Origin of the sequence: Marinobacter confluentis, from assembly GCF_004785685.1 — a bacterium.
Lineage (GTDB): Bacteria > Pseudomonadota > Gammaproteobacteria > Pseudomonadales > Oleiphilaceae > Marinobacter > Marinobacter confluentis.
In genome coordinates this window covers 312768-334407 of the sequence record NZ_SRPF01000002.1, presented here as the reverse complement: position 1 = coordinate 334407, position 21640 = coordinate 312768, and the positions used below count along the sequence as shown (strand labels likewise).

Sequence of the window (21640 nt, the reverse complement as noted above, 5' to 3'; positions counted from 1 at the left end):
AGCATGGATGCTGAAGTCAAGCTTACATGGACGTATTCACAGCGTGTCCCGCAAAGGCTATCCCCACCCCGGCGCTGCAACCGTAGTCTGACCAAAAAAGGAGCGGCCATGAAAGAACAGGAACGAACACATTTCTCAGGCAAGGCCCTTGAAGCCTATGACCGCATGCTGGAACGGGTTCAGGCCCGGCTCAGCGACATGGAGGAAACTACCCGGGATACGCTGAAAGAGGAAATCGAGCGGGCGGCGGAGTTTGAGTACGAACTGGCAGAAATGACCCGCGAAGAGGTCGCTTTGCTCGGTGAGTATCTTCAGCGGGATCTGGAGCATCTGCTTCACTTCGTCGAGGAAACCGGCGAGGGCCTCAGCGAGTGGTTGCAACTGGACATTTCGATGCTGGAGCATCAGCTGGCGAACATGCTGTTCTCAGTAGCGGATAAAACGAAGCTGGATACCCTGGAACTGAGCCAGAAACTCGAAACCCACGCGCCCAGTCAGTACATCAGCGGCGAGGTGGCCACTGCCGGCATGTTCAAATGCCTGAACTGCGGCCATATGCGCTGCCTGACCGCAACCAGCCACCTGGAGCCCTGTGATGCCTGTGATTCGCACTACTATGAGCGGGTAACCAGCCGCTGGCCCCGTAAAACCGAATAAAAGTAGGTCGGATTAGCGTGGCTTGGGAATCACCCGCTCACGCACAAAGACAATCAGGATCGCCGCCAGCGTCAGCACCGGCCATGAACCCGATAGCATGAAGGGCGTACTGCCCTCGGCGACGTGGACTTCGCCGGTCATCACCGCCCGCTCGAATTGGGGAATCGACTCGGTGATCCGGCCCTTGTCATCGATAATGGCCGTCACGCCGTTGTTGGTGCCTCGCAGCATGTACCGGCCGGTTTCCAGGGCCCGCATGCGGGCAATCTGCAGGTGTTGCAGAGGGCCGATGGAATCGCCGAACCAGCCGTCGTTGCTGATGGTCAACAGCAGGCCGCTGTTGTAGGCGTTGAACGCGACGAAATCCGGGTAGGCCACTTCGTAGCATATAAACGGCATGATATTGATGCCGTTGGCGTCCAGAGGCTGCTGGTCAGACGGGCCCCGGCTGAAGCTGGACATGGGCAGGTCGAAAAAGCCGATCAGGCCTCGCAGCCACTGTTGCAATGGTACATACTCGCCAAAGGGCACCAGTTTCTGTTTGTGGTAAATTCCGCCGCCGTTGCCAATGGCCATCACGCTGTTATGGAAGGTGAAATCCTCGACGCGGTCGCTGAAACCGTACCAGGGAATGCCGGTGATCAGGGTGCTGTTTTCGCCCAGATCATCGCTGATGCGCTCGATAATGGCGCCGGCCTGGTCCTGGGGAATCGGGATTGCGGTCTCCGGCCATAGAATCAGGTCGGTGTCCCAGTGGCCGTTGGTCATTTCCAGATAGGCAACAATCTGGTCCCGCAGAAAATCCGGGTCCCATTTGATCTGCTGGGGGATGTTGCCCTGCATCGAGGCGAAGCTTGTGGGTTCTTCAGCCAGTTCCGTCCAGTTGGCGCTGGAGAGCGCAGGGCCGGTGACCCAGGGCAGAAGCACCGTCACAGCGACAATGGCCGCACTGGCGTATCGGGTATTTCGCACCAGCCACCAGCAGGCGATGGCGCCGCAGCCGGTGACCGTCACCCAGAAGGTCAGGCCGTGAACGCCCAGCAGCGGTGCAAATCCGCCGAGAGGTCCGTCCACATGGGCGGTTCCCAGATAGAGCCAGGGAAACCCCGTCAGCAGCCAGCCCCGGACCCAGTCGCCGAGAATCCAGACTGCGGGAAACAGAATCAGCCGCCGGATATTGCTGTCTTTGGCCAGCTTGCCCCAGGCCCAGAACGCCAGGCCGTGAAATAGTGCCAGCCCGGCTACAAAGATTGCCGTCAGCAGGATCGCCAGGGGAACGGAGGTATTGCCGTGCTCGCTGATGCTGACGTAGACCCAGCTTGCACCGGAGCCGAACAGCCCAAGACCGGTAAGCCAGCCGGCACGAAACAGCCTGTTTGAGGCCAGTGGTAGGCAGCACAGTAGAATCAGGAAAACCGAAACCGGCCCCAGCCACCACCAGTTGAATGGTGAAAAGGTCAGTGTCTGGACTGCGCCCGCTGCGACAAGCAGCAGAGCGCGAGGCCAGTTTTGTTGCAGTAGAACGGATGGCATTGCCGTCGCCCGGGGGCTATTGCTCATTGTTGCGAGAGACCTGAAGCAGACGGATTACCCGGTTATCGGCGTTGGCAATGGTAAATTCCAGCCCCTGGCATTCCACGGTTTCACCGCGACGGGGCAGGTGGCCGAATTCCTTCAGTACCACACCACCGATGGTATCGAATTCCTCTTCATCCAGCTGGGTTTCAAAGAACTCGTTGAAGTCGTCGACCGGGGTGACAGCCTTGACGGCAAAGGTGCCATCGCTGCGGGCCTTGATGTGGGTTTCTTCGTCGAAATCGTGCTCGTCTTCGATCTCGCCAACGATCTGCTCAAGCACGTCTTCAATGGTAATCAGCCCGGCAGTCCCGCCGTATTCGTCCACCACAATCGCCATGTGGTTGCGGGTTTCCTTGAATTCCTTGAGTAGCTGATTCAACCGTTTACTCTCGGGAACAAAGGTGGGCGGGCGCAGGATTTCACGGATGCGGTTCCAGTTCAGGTCGTCATTCAGGGCGAGTGGCAGCAGATCCTTCGCCAGCAGAATCCCGATAACATCGTCCTGGCTGTCGCCAATGACCGGATAGCGGCTGTGGGCGGCACTGATGACCTCGGGCAGGAACTCTTTCGGATCCTGGGAGGCTTTCACAGTCACCATCTGGGAGCGGGGGATCATGATTTCATCCACCCGCATATCGATAACCTGCATGGCGCCTTCGATGATGCTCATGGCATCGGCGTCTATGATGCTTTCTGACTCGGCATCACGAAGGATTTCCAGCACGTCCTCGACGGACTCAGGCCCGCTGGAAAAGGCCTGTGATATACGTTCCAGCCAGGACTTGCTGTTGCCCTGACTGCGACTCGACTGATCGTCGCTCATGAGTCTTTTTCCGTATCCTCTGTTTCGTAAGGGTTGCAGAATCCGAGTTGCGCGAGCAACCGGATTTCGAGGGCTTCCATGGCCTCGGCCTCATCGTCTTCAATATGGTCGTAGCCCTGAAGGTGCAACATGCCATGCACCACCATATGAGCCCAGTGCTCCGAGGGGGTCTTCCGCTGTTCGCGGGCCTCCTTTTCGACCACTGGTGCGCAGATGATCAAATCACCGGCTAACGGCACCGTTATACCGGCTGGCGCCTCAAATGGGAAGGACAGCACGTTGGTTGGCCCGGTTTTATTGCGATACTGCGCGTTGAGTTCCGCGCTTTCCGCCGAATCAACAATGCGAATGGTCACCTCGGACTCCTCGTCGCCCAGCCATGCCGTTTCCGCCCATGTCTGAAAAGAGTCGTCCGCGGGTATGCCGCCATCGTCAGTGGCAAGCTGAATATCGACCGTCAGACTGGCCACAGTGCTCAGGCGCCCCCATCGTCAAATACATCATAGGCTTCAACAATACGCTGAACCAGAGGATGCCGGACCACGTCCCGGGATTCGAACCGGGTAAAGCCGATTCCGGATACATCGCTCAGCACAGAAGCCGCGTGTATCAAGCCGCTATTCTGGCCCCGTGGCAGATCCACCTGGGTGGTATCGCCGGTGATGACCGCCGTTGAGCCAAAACCGATCCGGGTCAGGAACATCTTCATCTGTTCGCGGGTGGTGTTCTGGCTTTCGTCCAGGATGATAAACGAATTGTTAAGCGTGCGGCCCCGCATGAACGCCAGCGGCGCAATCTCGATCACACTTTTTTCGATCAGCCGGGTGACGTGGTCAAATCCGAGCATCTCATAGAGGGCGTCATAGAGTGGGCGCAGGTAGGGATCGACTTTCTGGGCCAGATCGCCAGGAAGAAACCCTAGCTTTTCCCCAGCTTCCACCGCCGGTCGGACCAGGAGGATGCGTTTTACCTGCTCGTCTTTCAGCGCCTCCACTGCACAGGCCACTGCCAGCCAGGTTTTACCGGTACCAGCCGGCCCAATGCCAAAATTCACATCGTGGGTGCGGATGTTGTGCAGGTACTTCTGCTGGTTCTCGCCACGCGGTTTCGCCTGCAGCTTCGGCGTTTTGATGACGGTAACGGCGCCTTTGTAAGGCACATCCTCGGCAAGACGTTCGAAACCGGTTTCCCGGATAAACAGGTGAACCATGTCCGGGGAGATGTCGTTCGTGGCCTCGGTTTCCCGATAAAGATGCCGAATCACCTCAGTGGCCGCGGCCACGTGTTCGGTTTCCCCTTCCACCCGGAAATGATGCCCCCGACGCCCGACTTTCACGTTCATGCGCCGTTCTATGTGTTTCAGGTGCTCATCAAACTGCCCACAAAGCGCAGCCAGTCGGCCCTGGTCCACCGGGTGTAAATCGAATTGTCTGGAATCGTTGGCGTTCAAAAGTGCTCCGTTTTGATGACTCCCGTGGATTCGGGGAGAAGGCATTTCATGTTTGGTGCTGTCGGTCGCTGGCCGGGCATAGCTTCCAAAAAACGCCCGTGAATACTTCCATGTAGGGCTCGATCGCGCCATCCATGGCGCTCAACGTTTTTGGAAGCTATGCCCGGCTAGCGCCCTTTTCTAACTATGTGCAGGCCCGCATACAGAAAAACAAGCGACAGGTGTCCTGTTATTTGCACCAAGCCGCCGTTGTTGGATTGCGCTTCGCTTTATCCAACCCAAGTCTACTCCGTTGGACCGCAGACACGTGGAGGTTTCTCTGAGAGTGGCGGGTATCCCTTTCCAAAAATGTGCGGAGCCATGGATGGCGGAGCCCAAGCGCTCATGGATGAGCTTGTAGCGTTTTTTGGAAAGGGATCCCCACCACTCGTCACGCACCAGAATCAGGACCCATGGGGCCGAAACCTCAATACATCTCCGAGTTAGCAGGAACACCACGCAAAGAATTGGGAAGTGCTTCCCGAATCTCGACGTCAATAAAGTTGCCAACAACCTCCGGATTCTCATGCCGGAAGTTTACGATGCGGTTGTTCTCGGTGCGTCCCGCGTATTCGCCAGGGTCCTTCTTGGACAGGCCAGTCACCAGAATGCGCTGGGTCGTTCCGACCATCTTGCGGCTGATGTCCATGGCCTGCTGGTTGATGCGCTCCTGGAGGATGCTCAGCCGCTTTTTCTTGACGTCCATGGGCGTGTCATCCGGCAGATCTGCCGCCGGAGTCCCAGGGCGGGCGCTGTAGATGAAGCTGAAGGACACATCGAAGCCGATGTCATTGATCAGCTTCATCGTGGCCTCGAAGTCTTTCTCGGTTTCTCCCGGGAAGCCAATAATAAAGTCCGAAGAGAAACTGATATCCGGGCGGATCTTGCGCAGGCGGCGGAGTTTGGACTTGTACTCCAGCGCCGTATGGCCCCGCTTCATGGCTGCCAGGATCCGGTCGGAACCGCTCTGGACCGGCAGGTGCAGATGGCTGACCAGTTCCGGCACCTGCTCGTAGGCTTCAATCAGCGAATCCGAGAATTCCACCGGATGGGAAGTCGTGTAGCGGATGCGGTCGATGCCGTCGATGGTTGCAATCAGGGTGACCAGTTCCGCCATGTCCATGACGTCGCCATCGTGGGTTTCGCCACGGTAAGCGTTTACGTTCTGGCCCAGCAGGTTGACTTCCCGAACGCCCTGGCCGGCAAGATGGGCGACTTCGGCAATCACGTCATCCACCGGACGGCTGACTTCTTCGCCGCGGGTGTAGGGCACTACGCAGAAAGTGCAGTATTTGCTGCAGCCTTCCATGATGGAGACAAACGCGGAAGGGCCATCGGCGCCAGGGTCCGGCAGATTGTCGAACTTCTCGATTTCCGGGAAGCTGACGTCCACCACGCCAACGCCGTTACCTTTGGCGCGGACTTCGGTGATCATGTCGGGCAGGCGGTGCAGGGTCTGGGGGCCAAAGACCATGTCGACATAGGGTGCCCGGTCGATGATGGCCTGGCCTTCCTGGCTGGCGACGCAGCCGCCCACGCCGATGATCAGATCCGGTTTTTTGGCCTTGAGGCCTTTCCAGCGGCCGAGCTGGTGGAACACTTTCTCCTGGGCTTTTTCCCGGATGGAGCAGGTGTTCAGAAGCAGGATGTCTGCGTCGTCCGGTGTGTCGGTCATTTCAACCGTTTCGCCGGTACGCAGCAGGTCTGCCATTCTGGATGAATCATATTCGTTCATCTGGCAGCCGTGGGTCTTGATGTAAAACTTCTTGGCCATGTTTCTCAACGTGTCTGGGATCAAATGGGAACTGCGCATTATAACGGGGTGATCAATTGGCAACCACCTTTGTCTCGGTATTCCTTATTTTGTCTGTGGTATTCTTTTGGCCTGCAACTTCGGTGCAGGAAGGCTTTCGCGAATAGCTTGCCAAAACACGCTCCTTGCGGCACATCCATGTGACGCTTGGGCTCCGCCATCCGTGGCTTCGCACAGTTTTGGCAAGCTATTCCCGAAAGCCTCCCGTTACTGCGCAGTTGCCTGTCAATCTGAAACCCTAATTTTCTGTCCCGATTATTTATGACTCCCGAACGCCTCGCCCGAATCAAACAAACCCTCAACACCCGACAACCAGACCTAAGCGTCCTGACAGACCAGGTCCACAAACCCAGAAACCTCTCGGCCATCATCCGTTCCTGTGATGCGTTCGGCGTCGCCAACATGCACGTGGTCTGGCCCCGGGAGGGCTTCCGGGCCTTCCGGAAAACCGCCGGCGGCAGCTATCACTGGGTGACAACCCATACACACCCCACCATGGATGACGCAGTGGGCGCGTTAAAAGGGCAGGGCCACAAGCTGTACGCGGCCCAGCTCTCAGATCGCGCCATTGATTTCCGGGAAGCGGATTTCACCGTGCCTTGTACGGTCATCCTGGGTAACGAGGTAGATGGCGTCAGCGACAATGCGGCCGACCAGGCCGATGAGCACATCGTGATCCCGATGATGGGTATGGTGGAGTCCCTGAACGTATCGGCAGCCTGCGCCATTATCCTGTCCGAGGCCCAACGCCAGCGGAAGCTGGCCGGAATGTTTGATCACCAGCGTCTGCCCGATGCGGAGTACAACCGCCTGTTGTTCCGCTGGTGCCAGCCGGTCGTAAAACGCTACTGCGATGACCGGAATCTGCCTTATCCGGCGATAGATCCGGAAACCGGCGAACTGATCGACGGCGTAGCCTGGATGAGAGAAACAAGAGAACTACGAGCCGAGCAAAAACGAGCAAGGGCTGAAGCCCGCGAAAGGGCTTCCAATCAGTAGAACCAGAGTTATCTCAAAAGCCCGATCGCCCGTGACGCGGTTAGGTCTTTTCTGCAGGAATAAAGGTGTCTGAGCGAAGCGAGTTCTTTTTCCGAAAGCAAAGACCTAACGGCGGCGCGGACAGCCCCCTCAGATAGCAGGCCCAGAGGATCAGGACTCCTCCCGCCCCTCCAGATATCGCTGCAACTGTTCCCGCAAAGCCTTGGGTAGCTTAGTGATCGTCAAAGCATCATTGTCGCGGTCATAATAGATAGCCTGGTTTACCAGGTCAGAAGAGAAAGACACGCTCATGCCGCCGCCAGAACCGGCAATGCGCACCAGCTTTTTCACTTTGCGATGGTCCGGGTGCAGCACGCCGCTTTCCGGGATTTCGGCGGTTTCGCTGGCGAACTGTTTGAAGCGCTGGGGCTGGTCTTCGTCCAGATAGCCGGACAGGGCTTCGATTTCCACAGGCTCACCAAGGGCGTGCTGTTCCTTGCAGAATTCGTAGGCGCGGTTGCGCACTTCGCCGGCCTTTTCCGGTTCCGAGGATTTGGCGAAGGCTTCCACCGCGTCCAGAAAGGTCAGGGTTTCTTTCTCTACGTCCACCAGATTGGTGAATCCGCAGAGTCGGATGAAGTGGTCGCCGATCTCGCCGGTGCCCCGGGCATGTACCAGCGTCAGGTAGTTTTCGCTGCCCTGTTCGCTCAGCCAGTCGTCCAGCTCGATTCGTACCGCCAGGTTCAGCCGCGAAAGGCTCAGTACGTCGGTGGTATCCAGCGCCTGCTGTCCGTCGAAGCGCAGGGCGCTGTCCGTTTCCAGGACCAGAAGATAGACCACATCGGAATCCGCCAGTGCTTCGTGGACCACCATCAGGTGCCCCTGGTGTTCTTCCTGGCTGCCGGTGAGCAGGTCCTGCCATTGTTTGAACAGGCGGTCGGTCAGTGAGGCAAAGCTCTGGCGGTCCTCCAGATAATCCTTGAGCCAGGCGCTGAACGGGGATTCGCCGGTGTCCTCGGAGAAACGGCCATATTTCTTGCCCGGTTTGCTGTTGAACAGCCGCTTCATCTGTTTCTGCAGGCCTTCATAATCCCCGCCGGGCTCGCCAAGTGGTTCGCCCAGCCGCAGTCGGGCCGGGTTTCCGGGCTGGAGTTGGGCGGCGTAGGCGGCACGCAGGTGTTTTATGGCCATAACGATGATTCCTGAACATAGAACGAACAAAGCCCCGGAGCCATTCGGCTCTCGGGGCCAGGTGTCATTGCCGGTGTGAGATCAGATTCGCTTGTTGCGAACCAGATCCTGAACCAGCTTGTTGACGGCTTCGGGGATTTCTTCAGTGCTGTCAGCGGTGATCGAGGCTGAGGCAACGTCGGCACCCAGGTTCACCACAATCGCGATCAGGCTGTGGGCGCTGACCACCTGAGCGGCGCGGCGGCGATCGTCGGTGTTCCCGGCGTTGTCTTCGCTGAGCACAACGGTGGTTTTGCCCTGATCAAACAGTGCGCGTTCCAGAGCCAGAGCCAGGGCCTGCGCCTGCTTGCCGTTACAGGCAATGATGGCAGGCTTTTGGGCCAGGCGACGCTGGCGTTCTTCGGTGGTCACCGGGTCCAGCGACTCCACCGACTCCGCGCTGCCGGCGATCATGCCTGCACCGATGGTGACGTTGCTCAACCGGTCGATGACAATAAAGCTGCCAGTGACGTGGTTGCTTGGGTAGGGGTCAAAGGCAATGGGCTGGCTCAGGGTCAGCTCGCACAGGCCGATTTCGTTGAGCTGAAGCGCTCCGGGGTTTTCCCGCTTTTCCAGCGTGTTGACGTCGGTCTGGTGTTTGATCGCTTTCACTGTGGCTGATGAAAAGGTCGGGCCCAGCTTGATGTCGTAAAGGCGACCGGTTTCCAGCGGCGCGTCGGTCATCCAGACGATGTTGGCGAGGAATCGGTTGCCCACTTCCGGCTCGTCTTCGGCTTTCACCAGCATGTCGCCACGGCTGACGTCGATTTCGTCGTTCAGGGTCAAGGTGACCGCCTGATCGATGTAGGCTTCTTCCAGGTTGCCGTCAAAGGTCACGATGTCCTTGATGGTGCTGGTGCGGCGTGAAGGCAGTGCCATGACTTTTTCGCCGGGACGGATGACGCCGGATGCCACGGTCCCGCAGAAACCACGGAAGTTCAGGTTGGGACGGTTGACGTACTGGACCGGGAAGCGGAAGTGCTCCAGGTTCTTGTCGTGGGACACCTGAACCGTTTCCAGAATTTCCATCAGCGGCTGGCCGTCAAACCAGGGCGTGTTCTCGCTCCGGTTGACCACGTTATCGCCTTCCAGCGCGGACATGGGCACAAAGCGGATGTCTTTCAGGCCGAGCTGACCGGCGAAGGCCAGGTAGTCGTCCTTGATTTCGTTGAAGCGCTCTTCGCTGTAATCCACCAGGTCCATCTTGTTCACTGCAACAACTACATGGCGAATGCCCAGCAGGGATGCGATGTAGGAATGGCGGCGGGTCTGGGTCAGTACACCGAGGCGGGCGTCGATCATCAGGATCGCGACCTGCGCCGTGGAGGCACCGGTGGCCATATTGCGGGTGTACTGCTCATGGCCAGGGGTGTCGGCGATGATGAACTTTCGCTTGTCGGTGGAGAAGAAGCGATAGGCCACATCAATGGTGATGCCCTGTTCGCGCTCCGCCTGCAGGCCGTCCACCAGCAGGGCCAGGTCCAGCTTCTCACCGGTGGTGCCCATTTTGGCGCTGTCGGTTTTCAGGCTGGCCATGTGATCTTCGTAGATCATCTTGGTGTCGTGCAGCAGGCGGCCAATCAGGGTGCTCTTGCCATCATCCACGCTGCCACAGGTCAGCAGCCGCAGCAGTTCCTTGTTCTCGTGTTGCTTCAGGTAGGCCTGAATGTCTTCTGCAATAAGGTCGGACTGGTGTGCCATCTTAGAAGTACCCTTCCCGCTTTTTCTGTTCCATGGATCCGGCAGAGTCGTGGTCAATCACACGGCCCTGACGTTCGGAGCTGGTTGCCAGCAGCATTTCCTGGATGATCTCCGGCAGGGTGTCTGCCTCGGATTCAATGGCGCCGGTCAGCGGGTAGCAGCCCAGGGTGCGGAAGCGGATGGATTTCATTTCCGGCTTCTCGCCTTCCTTCAATGGCATGCGTTCGTCGTCCACCATGATCAGGGTGCCGTCGCGCTCGACGACGGGGCGCTTGGCGGAGTAGTACAGCGGAACGATTTCGATGTTTTCCAGATAGATGTACTGCCAGATATCCAGCTCGGTCCAGTTGGACAGAGGGAAGACGCGGATGCTCTCACCCTTGTTGATCTTGCCGTTGTAGATATTCCACAGCTCGGGGCGCTGGTTTTTCGGGTCCCAGCGATGATATTCATCACGGAAAGAATAAACCCGTTCCTTGGCGCGGGACTTTTCTTCGTCCCGACGGGCGCCACCGAAAGCGGCATCAAACTTGTATTTGTCCAGAGCCTGTTTCAGGGCCTGGGTTTTCATGATGTCGGTATGCTTGGCACTGCCGTGAGTAAAGGGACCAATACCCTGCCGGATGCCGTCTTCGTTCTTGTGAACGATCAGATCCAGGCCGTACTCCTTCGCCTTGCGGTCCCGGAATTCAATCATCTCCCTGAATTTCCAGGTTGTGTCCACGTGCAGCAGTGGGAAAGGCAGTTTTCCGGGATGGAAAGCCTTGCGGGCCAGGTGCAGCATTACCGCAGAATCCTTCCCGATGGAATAAAGCATGACCGGATTGTCGAATTCGGCAGCGACTTCCCGGATGATGTGGATGCTCTCAGCTTCCAGCTGTTTAAGGTGCGTCAGGTTGTAAGTGGTCATCGTGTCCTGTTACCGCGTTGCTTGCGCCGCGCTAAAGTCAGCCCGGGGCATGGCGTGTGAAAGCGCAGATGATAACAGAAGCGGCCATGGCATAAGAAGGCGGGCTGCTAGAGTTTGATGCTATAACAATATAGCGGTCAGGGCTTTTCGGCTTCCGAATGCAGCGCAGCCTCAGAGGGCCGAAGCGGCGAGCAATTTGCTGACGTAATTGTCCACGTACTCGAAGCCGTTGCCGTCGAACTCCGCGAACTGCACGCCAATCTGGAATTCGTTGCGGGAAATGCGCCGCATGTAAACGATATGGCCGTTTGCCACCACCGATACTGGCTGGCCGGCCACAACCGGAACCGGGAAGGTCGCTTTCACATCAATCCAGGTGCCGGGAGCAGGGGTTTGCTGGCCTGGAATCAGTTCCCGTACCTGTTCCTGACCACAACTAATCATCAGCCCGGTGCGGGAAATATTGGACACCGAGCAGACCAGAGAACTACCATCCGGCTTCTCAATCCTGGCTTCGGTGGCAACGTCTACGCGCTGCTGGTTGCGAAGGTTTGATTTTACAACAAGGTTCTTGGTCATCGCTTATTTTGACTGATTGGCTTAACTTCCTGAAAGTCTAGTTGTTTAGTTAGTGACCAGCAAGGTGTGACCGGTATTGGTATGCTCATCGTCAGTATGATTCTGGGCGATGCGTCATAGAAATGAAACAAAGGCAGGGTATATGGCAGACAAAATAGCATCCGTTGAAACCGGAAATGGCAAGGTAGGCTTTATAAGTCTTGGCTGCCCGAAAGCTCTGGTTGACTCGGAGAGGATCCTCACGCAACTCCGTCTTGACGGCTACGATGTGGTGCCAACCTACAATGACGCTGACATCGTTGTGGTCAATACCTGCGGTTTCATTGATGCTGCCAAACAGGAATCCCTGGACGCCATCGGCGAGGCGATCAGCGAGAACGGCAAGGTAATCGTCACCGGCTGCATGGGAGTGGAAGCCGACAGAATCCGCGAGACCCATCCCGGTGTTCTGGCGGTATCTGGTCCCCACGCCTATGAAGAAGTGGTTGGTGCTGTTCACCAGTTCGTGCCCCAGAAAAAGCAGCACGATCCCTTCACCGACCTGGTTCCGCCCCAGGGCATCAAACTGACGCCGCGGCACTATGCCTATCTGAAAATTTCTGAAGGCTGCAACCACCGCTGCACCTTCTGCATCATCCCATCCATGCGCGGCGACCTGGTCAGCCGGCCCATTGGCGATGTGATGGATGAGGCCCAGCGCCTGGTTGATGCCGGGGTTAAAGAGCTTCTGGTCATATCCCAGGACACCTCGGCTTACGGCGTGGACCTGAAATACCGCACCGGCTTCTGGCAGGGCCGCCCGTTGAAAACCAGGATGCAGGCTTTGTGCGAAGCCCTGGGCGAACTGGGTGTATGGGTTCGCCTGCACTATGTGTATCCGTACCCCCATGTGGACGACGTCATCCCGTTGATGGCGGAAGGCAAGATCCTGCCGTACCTGGACATTCCCTTTCAGCACGCCAGCCCGAAAGTTCTGAAAGCCATGAAGCGCCCGGCCCACGACAGCAAGACGCTGGAGCGCATCCGCAGGTGGCGGGAAATCTGCCCGGAGCTGACGATTCGGTCGACCTTTATCGTTGGTTTTCCCGGTGAAACTGAGGAAGATTTCCAGTACCTGCTGGACTGGCTGGACGAAGCGCAACTGGATCGGGTTGGCGCTTTCAAATACAGCCCGGTAGAGGGTGCGAAAGCCAATGAGATTGAAGGCGCGGTTTCCGAGGACGTTAAAGAAGAGCGGCTTGCCCGTTTCATGGCAAAACAGGCCGAGATCTCGGCCGCCCGCCTGCAGGCCAAAATCGGTCAGACCATTGATGTTCTGATTGACGAGGTCGACGAGGAAGGCGCCATCGGCCGCTCCAAGGCGGATGCTCCGGAAATAGACGGCATGGTGTACCTCAACGAGGAGACTGGCCTGGTTCCCGGGCAGATCGTTCAGGCGGTGGTTGAGCATGCGGACGAGCATGATTTATGGGCTAGGCTGGTTTGAATGGGTTCTTAGTCCAGCCCTAGCCTGGTTGTTTCGGGGGAGGGCGTCGGCGGATGCCCCCTCCCAAAAAACGCTACAAGCCCATCCATGGGCGCTTGGGCTCCGCCATCCATGGCGGAGCCCAAGCGTCACATGGATGTGCCGCAAGGAGCGTGTTTTGGAACCCCCTTTCTGCCACGTGCCGTTAACTCCAGAACCCCGCAGGCTAGGACCATAGCAAGCAGCCACCACCCGTAGCCGAAGAATTATTCCCCAAGCTTCCGAACAAGAATCTCATTGAACAGCTTCGGATTGCCCTGACCTTTGGAAGCCTTCATCAATGGCCCCATAAACCCGCCAAGCATCTTCTTCTGCTTTTTGGGGTCGGACTCCTGCTGATACTGGGCCACCTGATCCGGCATGCTCGCCAGAACCTCATCGACCATGGCTTCCAGGGCGCCGGTGTCGGACACCTGCTTCAGGCCTTTGGCGTCGATGATGGCGTCCACGCTCTCGCCTTCGCCGGTCCACAGGGCTTCGAAGACCTTCTTCGCGCCGGCAGACGAAATCGTGTTGTCTGCGATTCGCACCACCAGGTCGCCCAACTGTTCGCCGGTAATCGGCGAGTCGGCCACGGACTTTTCTTCCGCATTCAGACGCGCAGAGAACTCGCCCTGAACCCAGTTGGACGCCAGCTTGGCGTCTTTCCCGCGCTCAGCGGCGGCCTCGAAGAAGGCGGCCAGTTTTGAGTCACCGGCCAGCAGGCCTGCGTCGTAGTCGTTCAGGCCGTACTGCTCCATAAAGCGGGCTTTCTTTGCATCAGGCAGCTCGGGCAGGCTGTTGCGGGCCTCGTCGATGAAAGAATCATCGATTTCTACCGGCAGCAGGTCCGGGCAGGGGAAGTAGCGGTAGTCGTTGGCTTCTTCCTTGGTGCGCATGGAGCGGGATTCATCTTTATCGCCGTTGTACAGGCGGGTTTCCTGCACGATGGTGCCGCCGTCTTCCAGGATATCCATCTGCCGTTCGACTTCGTGCGCAATGGCCTGCTCCATGAAACGGAAAGAGTTCAGGTTCTTGGTTTCGGTGCGGGTGCCCAGCGTCTCCGAGCCTTTGGGCTTGAGGGAGATGTTGACGTCAAACCGCATCGAGCCCTGGGACATGTCGCCATCGCAGATGCCGAGCGATGTCACAATGCCGTGAAGCTTTTTGGCAAAGGCCACCGCTTCCTCGGCGTTGTTCATATCCGGTTCGGTGACCACCTCGATCAGCGGCGTACCGGCGCGGTTCAGGTCTACGCCGGTCATTCCGTGAAAGTCTTCATGGAGTGACTTACCGGCATCCTCTTCCAGATGTGCGTGGTGAATGCGCACCCGCTTGGTTTCGCCGTTTGCCAGATCAATGTCTACAAAGCCGGGACCGACAATCGGGCGTTCCAGCTGGGTGGTCTGATAGCCTTTGGGCAGGTCCGGGTAGAAATAGTTCTTGCGCTCGAACATGGAGCGCCGTTCGATCTCGGCGTTCACCGCCAGGCCGAACATCACCGCATAGCGGAAGGCCTGTTCGTTGGGCACCGGCAGGGTGCCCGGCATGGCCAGGTCAACGGCGTTGGCCTGAGTGTTGGGCTCGGCGCCATAGGCGGTGCTGGAGCCTGAAAAAATCTTGGTTCTGGTGGCGAGCTGAACGTGAATTTCCAGCCCGATCACAATGTCCCACTGCATATCTGTTCTCCTGTTTCGGGCTTATTGCGGCTCGCGCTGGTGCCAGTCGGTCACCTGCTGGAATTTATGGGCGGCGTTCAGCAGACGGGCCTCGGAGAAATAATCTCCGATGATCTGCACGCCCACCGGCAGCCCATCCACAAAACCCGCCGGTATTGACATGGCCGGAATGCCCGCCAGGTTGATGGCGATGGTGAACACGTCTTCCAGGTACATGGTGACCGGGTCGTTGGTCTTTTCACCCTGATTGAACGCCGGTGAGGGCGTGGTCGGGCTCATCAGAACATCCACGTCTTTAAATGCGTTGATGAAGTCCTGCTGAATCAGACGGCGCACCTTCTGGGCCTTGAGATAGTAAGCGTCGAAATACCCGGCCGACAGGGCGTAGGTACCCACCAGGATCCGGCGCTTGACCTCGTTACCAAATCCTTCCGCTCGGGTGCGGGTGTAAAGGTCCATGAGATCTTTCGGGTCTTCACAGCGATAGCCATAGCGCACCCCGTCAAAACGGGACAGGTTGGCGGAAGCTTCCGCCGGCGCAATCACGTAATAGGCCGCGATAGCCAGCTTTGCATTAGGCAGCGAGACTTCTTTCACCGTCGCGCCCAGCTTTTCGTATTCCTTCACTGCATCCCGAACCTGCTGCTCCATCGCCGGGCTGAGCTGGTCGCTGAAGTACTCCTTCGGTAGCCCAATCTTCAGGCCCTTTAACGGCTCGTTCAGTGCGGCGGTGTAATCCGGCACCTCGCGGTCTATGGACGTGGAATCCTTGGGGTCAAAGCCCGCCATCACGTTCAGCATCAGCGCATTATCTTCCGCCGTGCGGGCCATGGTGCCGCCCTGATCCAGGCTGGAGGCAAAGGCAATCATCCCGTACCGGGAAACGCGGCCATAGGTGGGCTTGAGCCCGGTAATGCCGCAAAGTGCTGCAGGCTGTCGAATGGAGCCGCCGGTATCGGTCGCTGTTGCCGCCGGCACCAGTCGCGCAGCTACCGCTGCGGCCGATCCGCCGGATGAACCGCCGGGCACGCGTTTGCTACCCTGGCCAAGTCCCCATGGATTGGTAGTGGCGCCAAAAAAGCTGGACTCAGTGGACGACCCCATGGCGAACTCGTCCATATTGGTCTTGCCCAGACACACCGCTCCCGCCTTGCGGAAATTGGCCGTAACTGTGGCATCGTAGGGCGGAACGAAATTCTCCAGCATCCTCGAACCACAGGTGGTAAGAACGCCGTTGGTGCAGAAGATGTCCTTGTGGGCAAATGGCACTCCCGTCCAGGGCGTTGCATGGCCCGCCGCACGCTGCTCATCGGCGGCTTTGGCATCTGCCAGCGCCTGATTCTCAGTCACGGTAATAAAGCTGTTGTACTTGCTGTCTTCCTGTCGGATGCGTTCCAGGAACTGCTGGGTCAGCTCCACGCTGGAAACCTGGCCGCTTTCCAGATCCCGGGAAAGCTCTGCTACGGATTTGTTATGCATGATACGTCCTTCACTCTATAACGCGGGGCACGAGGTAAAGCCCGTTTTCAGTGGCCGGCGCGATTGCCTGGAAGCGCTCCCGCTGATCGCTTTCGGTCACTTCATCGGCACGCAGGCGCTGAACTGCATCCAGCGGGTGGGCCATGGGCTCAACCGAATCGGTATCCGCAGCGCCCAGCTGATCCACCAGATCCAGGATGTTGCCCAGATCCTTCTCCAGAGCCGACACCTGCTCGTCGTCCACGCGAATGCGGGCGAGCACAGCGACTTTCTCAATGTCCTTGCGGGAAATGGTCACGAATTGTCTCCCAGAAATGTATATGAAATGTCTTTAACAATACGATTTGTTAACTGAATGCTTGCCAAATGTTTTTAGGCAACCCAAAAGTACCGGGGGCGTTCGAAGGAGTCTTTCCAAAACTGTGCGGAGCCATGGATGGCGGAGCCCAAGCGTACACGGATGTACTCGAAGCGTGTTTTGGAAAGGCTCCTTCGAACGGCCCTCCACTGAAGCCATAAAAATAAAGACGCATGGTAACAGATTCGAACAATCGCGGGAGGGGCCAAAACACTGAAGAAAAGCAATAAAGGCCGCCCCGGAGCCCCGATGGTGCCTTGCCTGAGGGGGTGCTCACTGCTAAAGTTGCGGCATCTTTTCCGGACCGCAACTCTCAGGTTGAAACTACACGAATGTTGATCAAAAGACTCAGAGGCTTATTCTCAAGCGACCTGTCCATCGACCTGGGCACCGCCAACACCCTTATTTACGTGCGTGAGCGCGGAATCGTGCTGAACGAGCCGTCCGTTGTGGCCATTCGCACCAACGGCTCCCAGAAAATGGTCGCTGCCGTCGGCGCCGAGGCCAAGCGCATGCTGGGCCGCACCCCTGGCAATATAACCGCCATTCGCCCCATGAAAGACGGCGTGATCGCGGATTTTGTGGTTACTGAGAAGATGCTCCAGCACTTTATTCATAAGGTGCACGAGAATAGCTTCATTACCCCGAGCCCCCGGGTACTGGTTTGCGTCCCCAGCAAATCCACCCAGGTAGAGCGTAAGGCCATCCGCGAATCTGCGATGGGTGCCGGCGCCCGGGAAGTTTTCCTGATTGAAGAGCCCATGGCCGCCGCCATCGGTGCGGGCCTGCCGGTAGAAGAAGCCAGCGGCTCCATGATTGTGGACATCGGTGGTGGTACCACCGAGATTGCCATTATCTCCCTGAACGGCATTGTTTACGCAGAATCCGTGCGCACCGGCGGCGACAAATTCGACGAAGCCATTGTGACCTACGTGCGCCGCAACTACGGAAGCCTGATTGGTGATTCCACCGCCGAGCGTATCAAGCACGAAATCGGCTGTGCCTATGAAGGCCTGGAAATCCGCGAGATTGACGTACGTGGCCGCAACCTGGCTGAAGGCGTACCGCGGGCCTTTACCCTGAACAGCGAAGAGATCCTGGATGCGCTGCAGGAATCCCTGGCGCAGATTGTTCAGACGGTAAAAAGCGCGCTTGAGCAGTCACCGCCCGAACTCGCTTCTGATATCGCCGAACGCGGTATTGTGCTGACCGGTGGCGGCGCCCTGTTGCGCGGCCTGGATAAACTGATCAGCGAAGAAACCGGCCTGCCGGTGATCATTGCGGAAGATCCGTTGACCTGCGTGGCCCGTGGCGGCGGCAAGGCCCTGGAAGTTATTGACCGCGGCGGAATCGGAATGTTCTCCCAGGAGGGTTAAGCCTGTGGGGAGCGCTCGCTATTAAGACTATCTTTGTCCAGGGCCCCGTCCCTGGTTTCCGTCTGACCATAGTATTCGTGCTGTCGATCGCCATGATCGTGGCCGACGCACGATTCAATCAGCTTACCCCCGTAAGAAGCGCCATCGGCACTGGGCTTGCCCCTGTCCACTGGCTGGGCAACGCGCCTGGCCAGTTCAGCGACTGGGTATCCAGCCTGTTCACCACCCGCGATGACCTGCTTGAACAGAACGAAGCGCTGCAGGCCCGCCTGTTGATACTCGAGCGCCGTGCCCTGAAATACGCGGCACTTGCCTCTGAAAATAATGAACTGCGCCAGTTGATGAATTCCTCCGAAGTACTCGATGACCGCGTCATTGTGGGCGAGGTAGTTGCGGTATCGCCGGATCCGTTTACCCATGAAATTGTTATCAACAAGGGTAGCCGCGATGGTGTCCGGGTCGGGCAGGCCATCCTGGATGCCCACGGGCTGATGGGGCAGGTCCAGCAGACCAGTAGTTTCACCTCCCGCGTCCTGCTGGTGTCTGACAGCAGCCACGCGGTGCCCGTGGAAGTCGTCCGTAACGGCTTGCGGGCAGTGCTTCTGGGTAACGGCGATACCGATGCACTGGAGCTGGTTCACGTGCCGGACACCGCCGATATCCGGGAAGGCGACTTGCTGGTGAGCTCTGGCCTGGGCGGGCGTTTCCCGAAAGGCTATCCGGTGGCGGAAGTCGACAGCATCACCAAAGAGCCGGGTGAGCCTTTCGTGGAAATTCAGGCCAACCCCAGGGCAGAGCTGAACCGCAGCCGGCTGGTGCTGGTTGTATTCACGCCTGAAGCCGAAACCGGAAACGGGCAGAATGCCGATGAAGGACTGGAGCCCGGTGCAAATGTGCCGGCGCCACAGGGGGAGGCGCCCTGATGTTATCGGTTATCAGCTATCCAGTTTTCATTATCAGCGTAATCGTTGCGTTGGTGCTCAGCAGCTCCCTGTTCCCCCTGGGCTGGTTCGAGTACCGTCCCGAGTGGCTTGGCCTGATGGTGTTTTACTGGACCTTCCGGGCGCCCGCCCAGTTCGGCATTCTGCTGGCCTGGTGTCTGGGGTTGCTGTTGGATGTGCTCGAGGCAACGCCGTTGGGCGTGAACGCCCTGGCCATGGGGTTGATCGCCTTTCTGGTACTGACCGTGCACCAGCGCCTTCGCATGTATCCTTTACCTCAGCAGTGTCTGATGGTGTTCCTGCTTCTTGGTATCAACCAGATGCTGGTGCACTTTATCAAGCAGACTCTCGGCGCCGAGGATTCCGGTTTCAGTTACCTCTGGCCGGCTCTGACCAGCGCGCTGGTATGGCCGGTGCTATGCATACTGCTGGACAACCTGAACCGCAAACTGGGCTAGTGCATCCATGCGTTCCATTATCCTGGCTTCAGCATCACCAAGACGCGCGGAGCTGCTCCGGCAGATGGGAGTGGAGTTCGAGGTCCGGCCTGCTGATATTGATGAAACTCCCGGCCCTGATGAGCAGCCCGGTGATTACGTACTGCGGCTGGCCAGCGAAAAAGCGCTGGCGGTCAGCCGGTTAGCGCCTGAGGCAATCGTTCTGGGTTCTGACACGTCGGTGGTGATTGACCAGCGTATCCTGGGTAAGCCCGCCACGGCTGATGAGGCAGCAACAATGCTTGAGTTGCTCTCGGCGCGTAGCCACCAGGTGATGACCGCCGTTGCCACCGCGGTGGAAGGCTTTGCCGAGGCCTGCCTGGTGACCACCCACGTCCACTTCCGCGCACTGCGACCCGATGAAATTGCGGCCTACGTGCGTTCCGGCGACCCCATGGATAAGGCCGGAAGTTATGGTATTCAGGGTCGCGGTGGTATTTTTGTAGAGAGTTTGCAGGGCAGCTACAGCGCTGTCGTGGGTTTGCCGCTTCGCGAGACAGCGGATCTGCTTGCGCGGGCGGGCTACCCGGTGTGGACAACCTGGCAACCAGGGCAGGAGAGCCTTAATGAGTGAAGAGATTCTGATCAACGTAACCCCCGTTGAAACCCGGGTCGCGCTGGTTGAAAACGGTATGCTTCAGGAAGCCTATATCGAGCGTACCAGCCGCAAAGGTAACGTTGGTAACATCTATAAAGGCAAGGTTGTGCGGGTACTTCCTGGCATGGAAGCAGCGTTTGTGGACATCGGGCTTGAGCGTGCCGCCTTCATTCACGCCTCGGATGTGGTTACCGACCAGCCAGCGGTGACCGATACAGCGGACAGCGCCCGAACCGTGCCGGATATCCGCACCCTGTTGCGGGAAGGCCAGTCGCTGGTGGTTCAGGTGACCAAAGACCCGATTGGTACCAAGGGTGCGCGCCTGACCACGCAGCTGTCCATTCCTTCCCGTTACCTGGTATTCATGCCCGGGGTTTCCCATATTGGCATTTCCCAGCGCATTGAGGACGAAACAGAGCGAGCGCGGCTCAAGGCGCTTATCGAAGAGGGCTCAGCCAAGGAAACCGAGGTCAATGGTGGCTATATCATCCGTACTGCTGCGGAAGCGGCATCGGCGGATGACCTGCTCGGCGATATGGTGTATCTGCACCGGCTCAGCCAGGCCATTGAGGACCGGATTAGCCGGTCTCAGGCGCCTGCGGTGGTTTACCAGGATCTCCCGCTGTTTATTCGCACCATCCGCGACCTGATTCGCCCGCAGACCGAGAAAGTCAGAATCGACAGCAAGGAAAGCCATCAGCGGGTCATGGAATTTGTCGAAGAGTTTGTCACCGAGTTTTCCGAGAAGGTCGAGTATTACCCGGGCGAGCGGCCGCTGTTCGATCTTTATTCCGTCGAGGATGAAATCCAGAAGGCCCTGAGCCGCAAGGTCCAACTGAAGTCCGGTGGTTACGTCATCATCGACCAGACCGAAGCCATGACCACCATTGATATCAATACCGGTGCTTTTGTGGGGCATCGCAATCTTGAAGAAACCATTTTCAAGACCAACCTTGAGGCTGCCCGTGCAATCAGCCGGCAGCTGCGCCTGCGAAATCTCGGTGGAATCATCATCATCGATTTTATCGACATGGAGGACCCGGAGCATCAGCGGCAGGTTCACCGCATGCTGGAAAAGATGTTGGAGCGGGATCACGCCAAAACCAAGATTACCGGGGTATCGGAACTCGGGCTGGTGGAAATGACCCGCAAGCGCACCACGGAAAGCCTTGGCCAGGTTTTGTGCGAGCCCTGCCCAATCTGTGATGGTCGTGGATTCCTGAAAACCAGCGAAACCGTCTGCTACGAAATTTTCCGCGAGATCCTGCGGGTCAATCGTGCCTATGATGCCGAAAGCTACCTCGTGATGGCCTCGCAGAGCGTGGTTGATCGCCTGCTGGATGAAGAGTCGGATAACGTGGCCGACCTTGAAACCTTCATTAAAAAGGCCATCCGGTTCCAGGTTGAACCCTTCTACAGTCAGGAGCAGTACGATGTTGTTCTGCTCTAG

General features: G+C 57.9%; 20 protein-coding genes. 8 read left to right on the top strand and 12 right to left on the bottom strand.

Features of this window, described 5'->3' with window-relative positions:
• The first annotated feature begins 108 nt into the window (after nt 1-108).
• Nucleotides 109-657: a zinc ribbon-containing protein gene (locus tag E5Q11_RS07000; RefSeq protein WP_135802698.1), complete on the top strand. Its 549-nt coding sequence runs from the start codon at nt 109-111 to the stop codon at nt 655-657.
• A gap of 12 nt (nt 658-669) precedes the next feature.
• Here the strand turns inward: E5Q11_RS07000 and lnt are convergent, their stop codons facing one another.
• The 5 genes from lnt to miaB form a co-directional block, all read right to left on the bottom strand.
• A complete protein-coding gene (gene lnt, locus E5Q11_RS06995; protein ID WP_225314864.1) occupies nt 670-2190 on the bottom strand; it encodes an apolipoprotein N-acyltransferase in 1521 nt (506 codons plus the stop codon).
• Between the two features lie 16 nt (nt 2191-2206).
• On the bottom strand, nt 2207-3058 hold the full coding sequence (locus E5Q11_RS06990; protein ID WP_135802696.1) for an HlyC/CorC family transporter: 852 nt from the start codon (nt 3056-3058) through the stop codon (nt 2207-2209).
• Nucleotides 3055-3528: an rRNA maturation RNase YbeY gene (gene ybeY, locus E5Q11_RS06985; RefSeq protein ID WP_135802695.1), complete on the bottom strand. Its 474-nt coding sequence runs from the start codon at nt 3526-3528 to the stop codon at nt 3055-3057. Before ybeY ends, E5Q11_RS06990 begins: the two co-directional genes overlap by 4 nt.
• A gap of 5 nt (nt 3529-3533) precedes the next feature.
• On the bottom strand, nt 3534-4508 hold the full coding sequence (locus tag E5Q11_RS06980) for a PhoH family protein (protein WP_135802694.1): 975 nt from the start codon (nt 4506-4508) through the stop codon (nt 3534-3536).
• A 466-nt stretch (nt 4509-4974) separates the two neighbouring features.
• Entirely contained in the window at nt 4975-6321 is a 1347-nt protein-coding gene (miaB, locus tag E5Q11_RS06975; RefSeq protein WP_135802693.1) for a tRNA (N6-isopentenyl adenosine(37)-C2)-methylthiotransferase MiaB, read from the bottom strand.
• 300 nt (nt 6322-6621) lie between these two features.
• On the opposite strand from miaB, the gene trmH reads away from it, so the two are divergent.
• On the top strand, nt 6622-7359 hold the full coding sequence (trmH, locus tag E5Q11_RS06970; RefSeq protein ID WP_135802692.1) for a tRNA (guanosine(18)-2'-O)-methyltransferase TrmH: 738 nt from the start codon (nt 6622-6624) through the stop codon (nt 7357-7359).
• A 150-nt stretch (nt 7360-7509) separates the two neighbouring features.
• On the opposite strand, the gene E5Q11_RS06965 is transcribed toward trmH, so the two are convergent.
• The 4 genes from E5Q11_RS06965 to E5Q11_RS06950 all read right to left on the bottom strand — a co-directional run bounded on the left by E5Q11_RS06965 (nt 7510) and on the right by E5Q11_RS06950 (nt 11758).
• A complete protein-coding gene (locus E5Q11_RS06965) occupies nt 7510-8529 on the bottom strand; it encodes a nucleoid-associated protein (protein ID WP_135802691.1) in 1020 nt (339 codons plus the stop codon).
• Between the two features lie 81 nt (nt 8530-8610).
• Nucleotides 8611-10269 carry a sulfate adenylyltransferase subunit CysN gene (cysN, locus tag E5Q11_RS06960; protein ID WP_135802690.1) on the bottom strand — a complete coding sequence of 553 codons (1659 nt, stop codon included), beginning with the start codon at nt 10267-10269 and terminating at the stop codon, nt 8611-8613.
• Nucleotide 10270: 1 nt separating this feature from the next.
• Nucleotides 10271-11179: a sulfate adenylyltransferase subunit CysD gene (cysD, locus tag E5Q11_RS06955; protein WP_135802689.1), complete on the bottom strand. Its 909-nt coding sequence runs from the start codon at nt 11177-11179 to the stop codon at nt 10271-10273.
• 171 nt (nt 11180-11350) lie between these two features.
• Nucleotides 11351-11758 carry a PilZ domain-containing protein gene (locus E5Q11_RS06950; protein WP_135802688.1) on the bottom strand — a complete coding sequence of 136 codons (408 nt, stop codon included), beginning with the start codon at nt 11756-11758 and terminating at the stop codon, nt 11351-11353.
• 142 nt (nt 11759-11900) lie between these two features.
• Here E5Q11_RS06950 and rimO point away from each other — a divergent pair, with 142 nt between their 5' ends.
• A complete protein-coding gene (gene rimO, locus E5Q11_RS06945) occupies nt 11901-13244 on the top strand; it encodes a 30S ribosomal protein S12 methylthiotransferase RimO (RefSeq protein WP_135802687.1) in 1344 nt (447 codons plus the stop codon).
• Between the two features lie 245 nt (nt 13245-13489).
• On the opposite strand, the gene gatB is transcribed toward rimO, so the two are convergent.
• The 3 genes from gatB to gatC are packed head-to-tail and all read right to left on the bottom strand — an operon-like array spanning nt 13490 to nt 16718.
• On the bottom strand, nt 13490-14941 hold the full coding sequence (gene gatB, locus E5Q11_RS06940; protein ID WP_135802686.1) for an Asp-tRNA(Asn)/Glu-tRNA(Gln) amidotransferase subunit GatB: 1452 nt from the start codon (nt 14939-14941) through the stop codon (nt 13490-13492).
• Between the two features lie 21 nt (nt 14942-14962).
• A complete protein-coding gene (gene gatA, locus E5Q11_RS06935; protein ID WP_135802685.1) occupies nt 14963-16420 on the bottom strand; it encodes an Asp-tRNA(Asn)/Glu-tRNA(Gln) amidotransferase subunit GatA in 1458 nt (485 codons plus the stop codon).
• A gap of 10 nt (nt 16421-16430) precedes the next feature.
• Nucleotides 16431-16718, bottom strand: coding sequence for an Asp-tRNA(Asn)/Glu-tRNA(Gln) amidotransferase subunit GatC (gene gatC, locus E5Q11_RS06930; RefSeq protein WP_135802684.1), 288 nt, complete (start codon nt 16716-16718; stop codon nt 16431-16433).
• 395 nt (nt 16719-17113) lie between these two features.
• On the opposite strand from gatC, the gene E5Q11_RS06925 reads away from it, so the two are divergent.
• From E5Q11_RS06925 to rng, 5 genes are read left to right on the top strand one after another with little or no spacing between them, the layout of a single operon-like run.
• Nucleotides 17114-18154, top strand: a complete 1041-nt coding sequence (locus tag E5Q11_RS06925; protein ID WP_135803361.1) for a rod shape-determining protein — start codon at nt 17114-17116, stop codon at nt 18152-18154.
• A gap of 29 nt (nt 18155-18183) precedes the next feature.
• Nucleotides 18184-19077, top strand: coding sequence for a rod shape-determining protein MreC (gene mreC / locus E5Q11_RS06920; RefSeq protein WP_135802683.1), 894 nt, complete (start codon nt 18184-18186; stop codon nt 19075-19077).
• Nucleotides 19077-19553, top strand: a complete 477-nt coding sequence (mreD, locus tag E5Q11_RS06915) for a rod shape-determining protein MreD (protein WP_135802682.1) — start codon at nt 19077-19079, stop codon at nt 19551-19553. The genes mreC and mreD overlap by 1 nt, the downstream gene beginning before the upstream one ends.
• A gap of 7 nt (nt 19554-19560) precedes the next feature.
• The gene (locus tag E5Q11_RS06910; protein WP_135802681.1) at nt 19561-20166 is read left to right on the top strand and encodes a Maf family protein; all 606 of its coding nucleotides are present in this window, start codon (nt 19561-19563) and stop codon (nt 20164-20166) included.
• Entirely contained in the window at nt 20159-21640 is a 1482-nt protein-coding gene (gene rng, locus E5Q11_RS06905) for a ribonuclease G (RefSeq protein WP_135802680.1), read from the top strand. Before E5Q11_RS06910 ends, rng begins: the two co-directional genes overlap by 8 nt.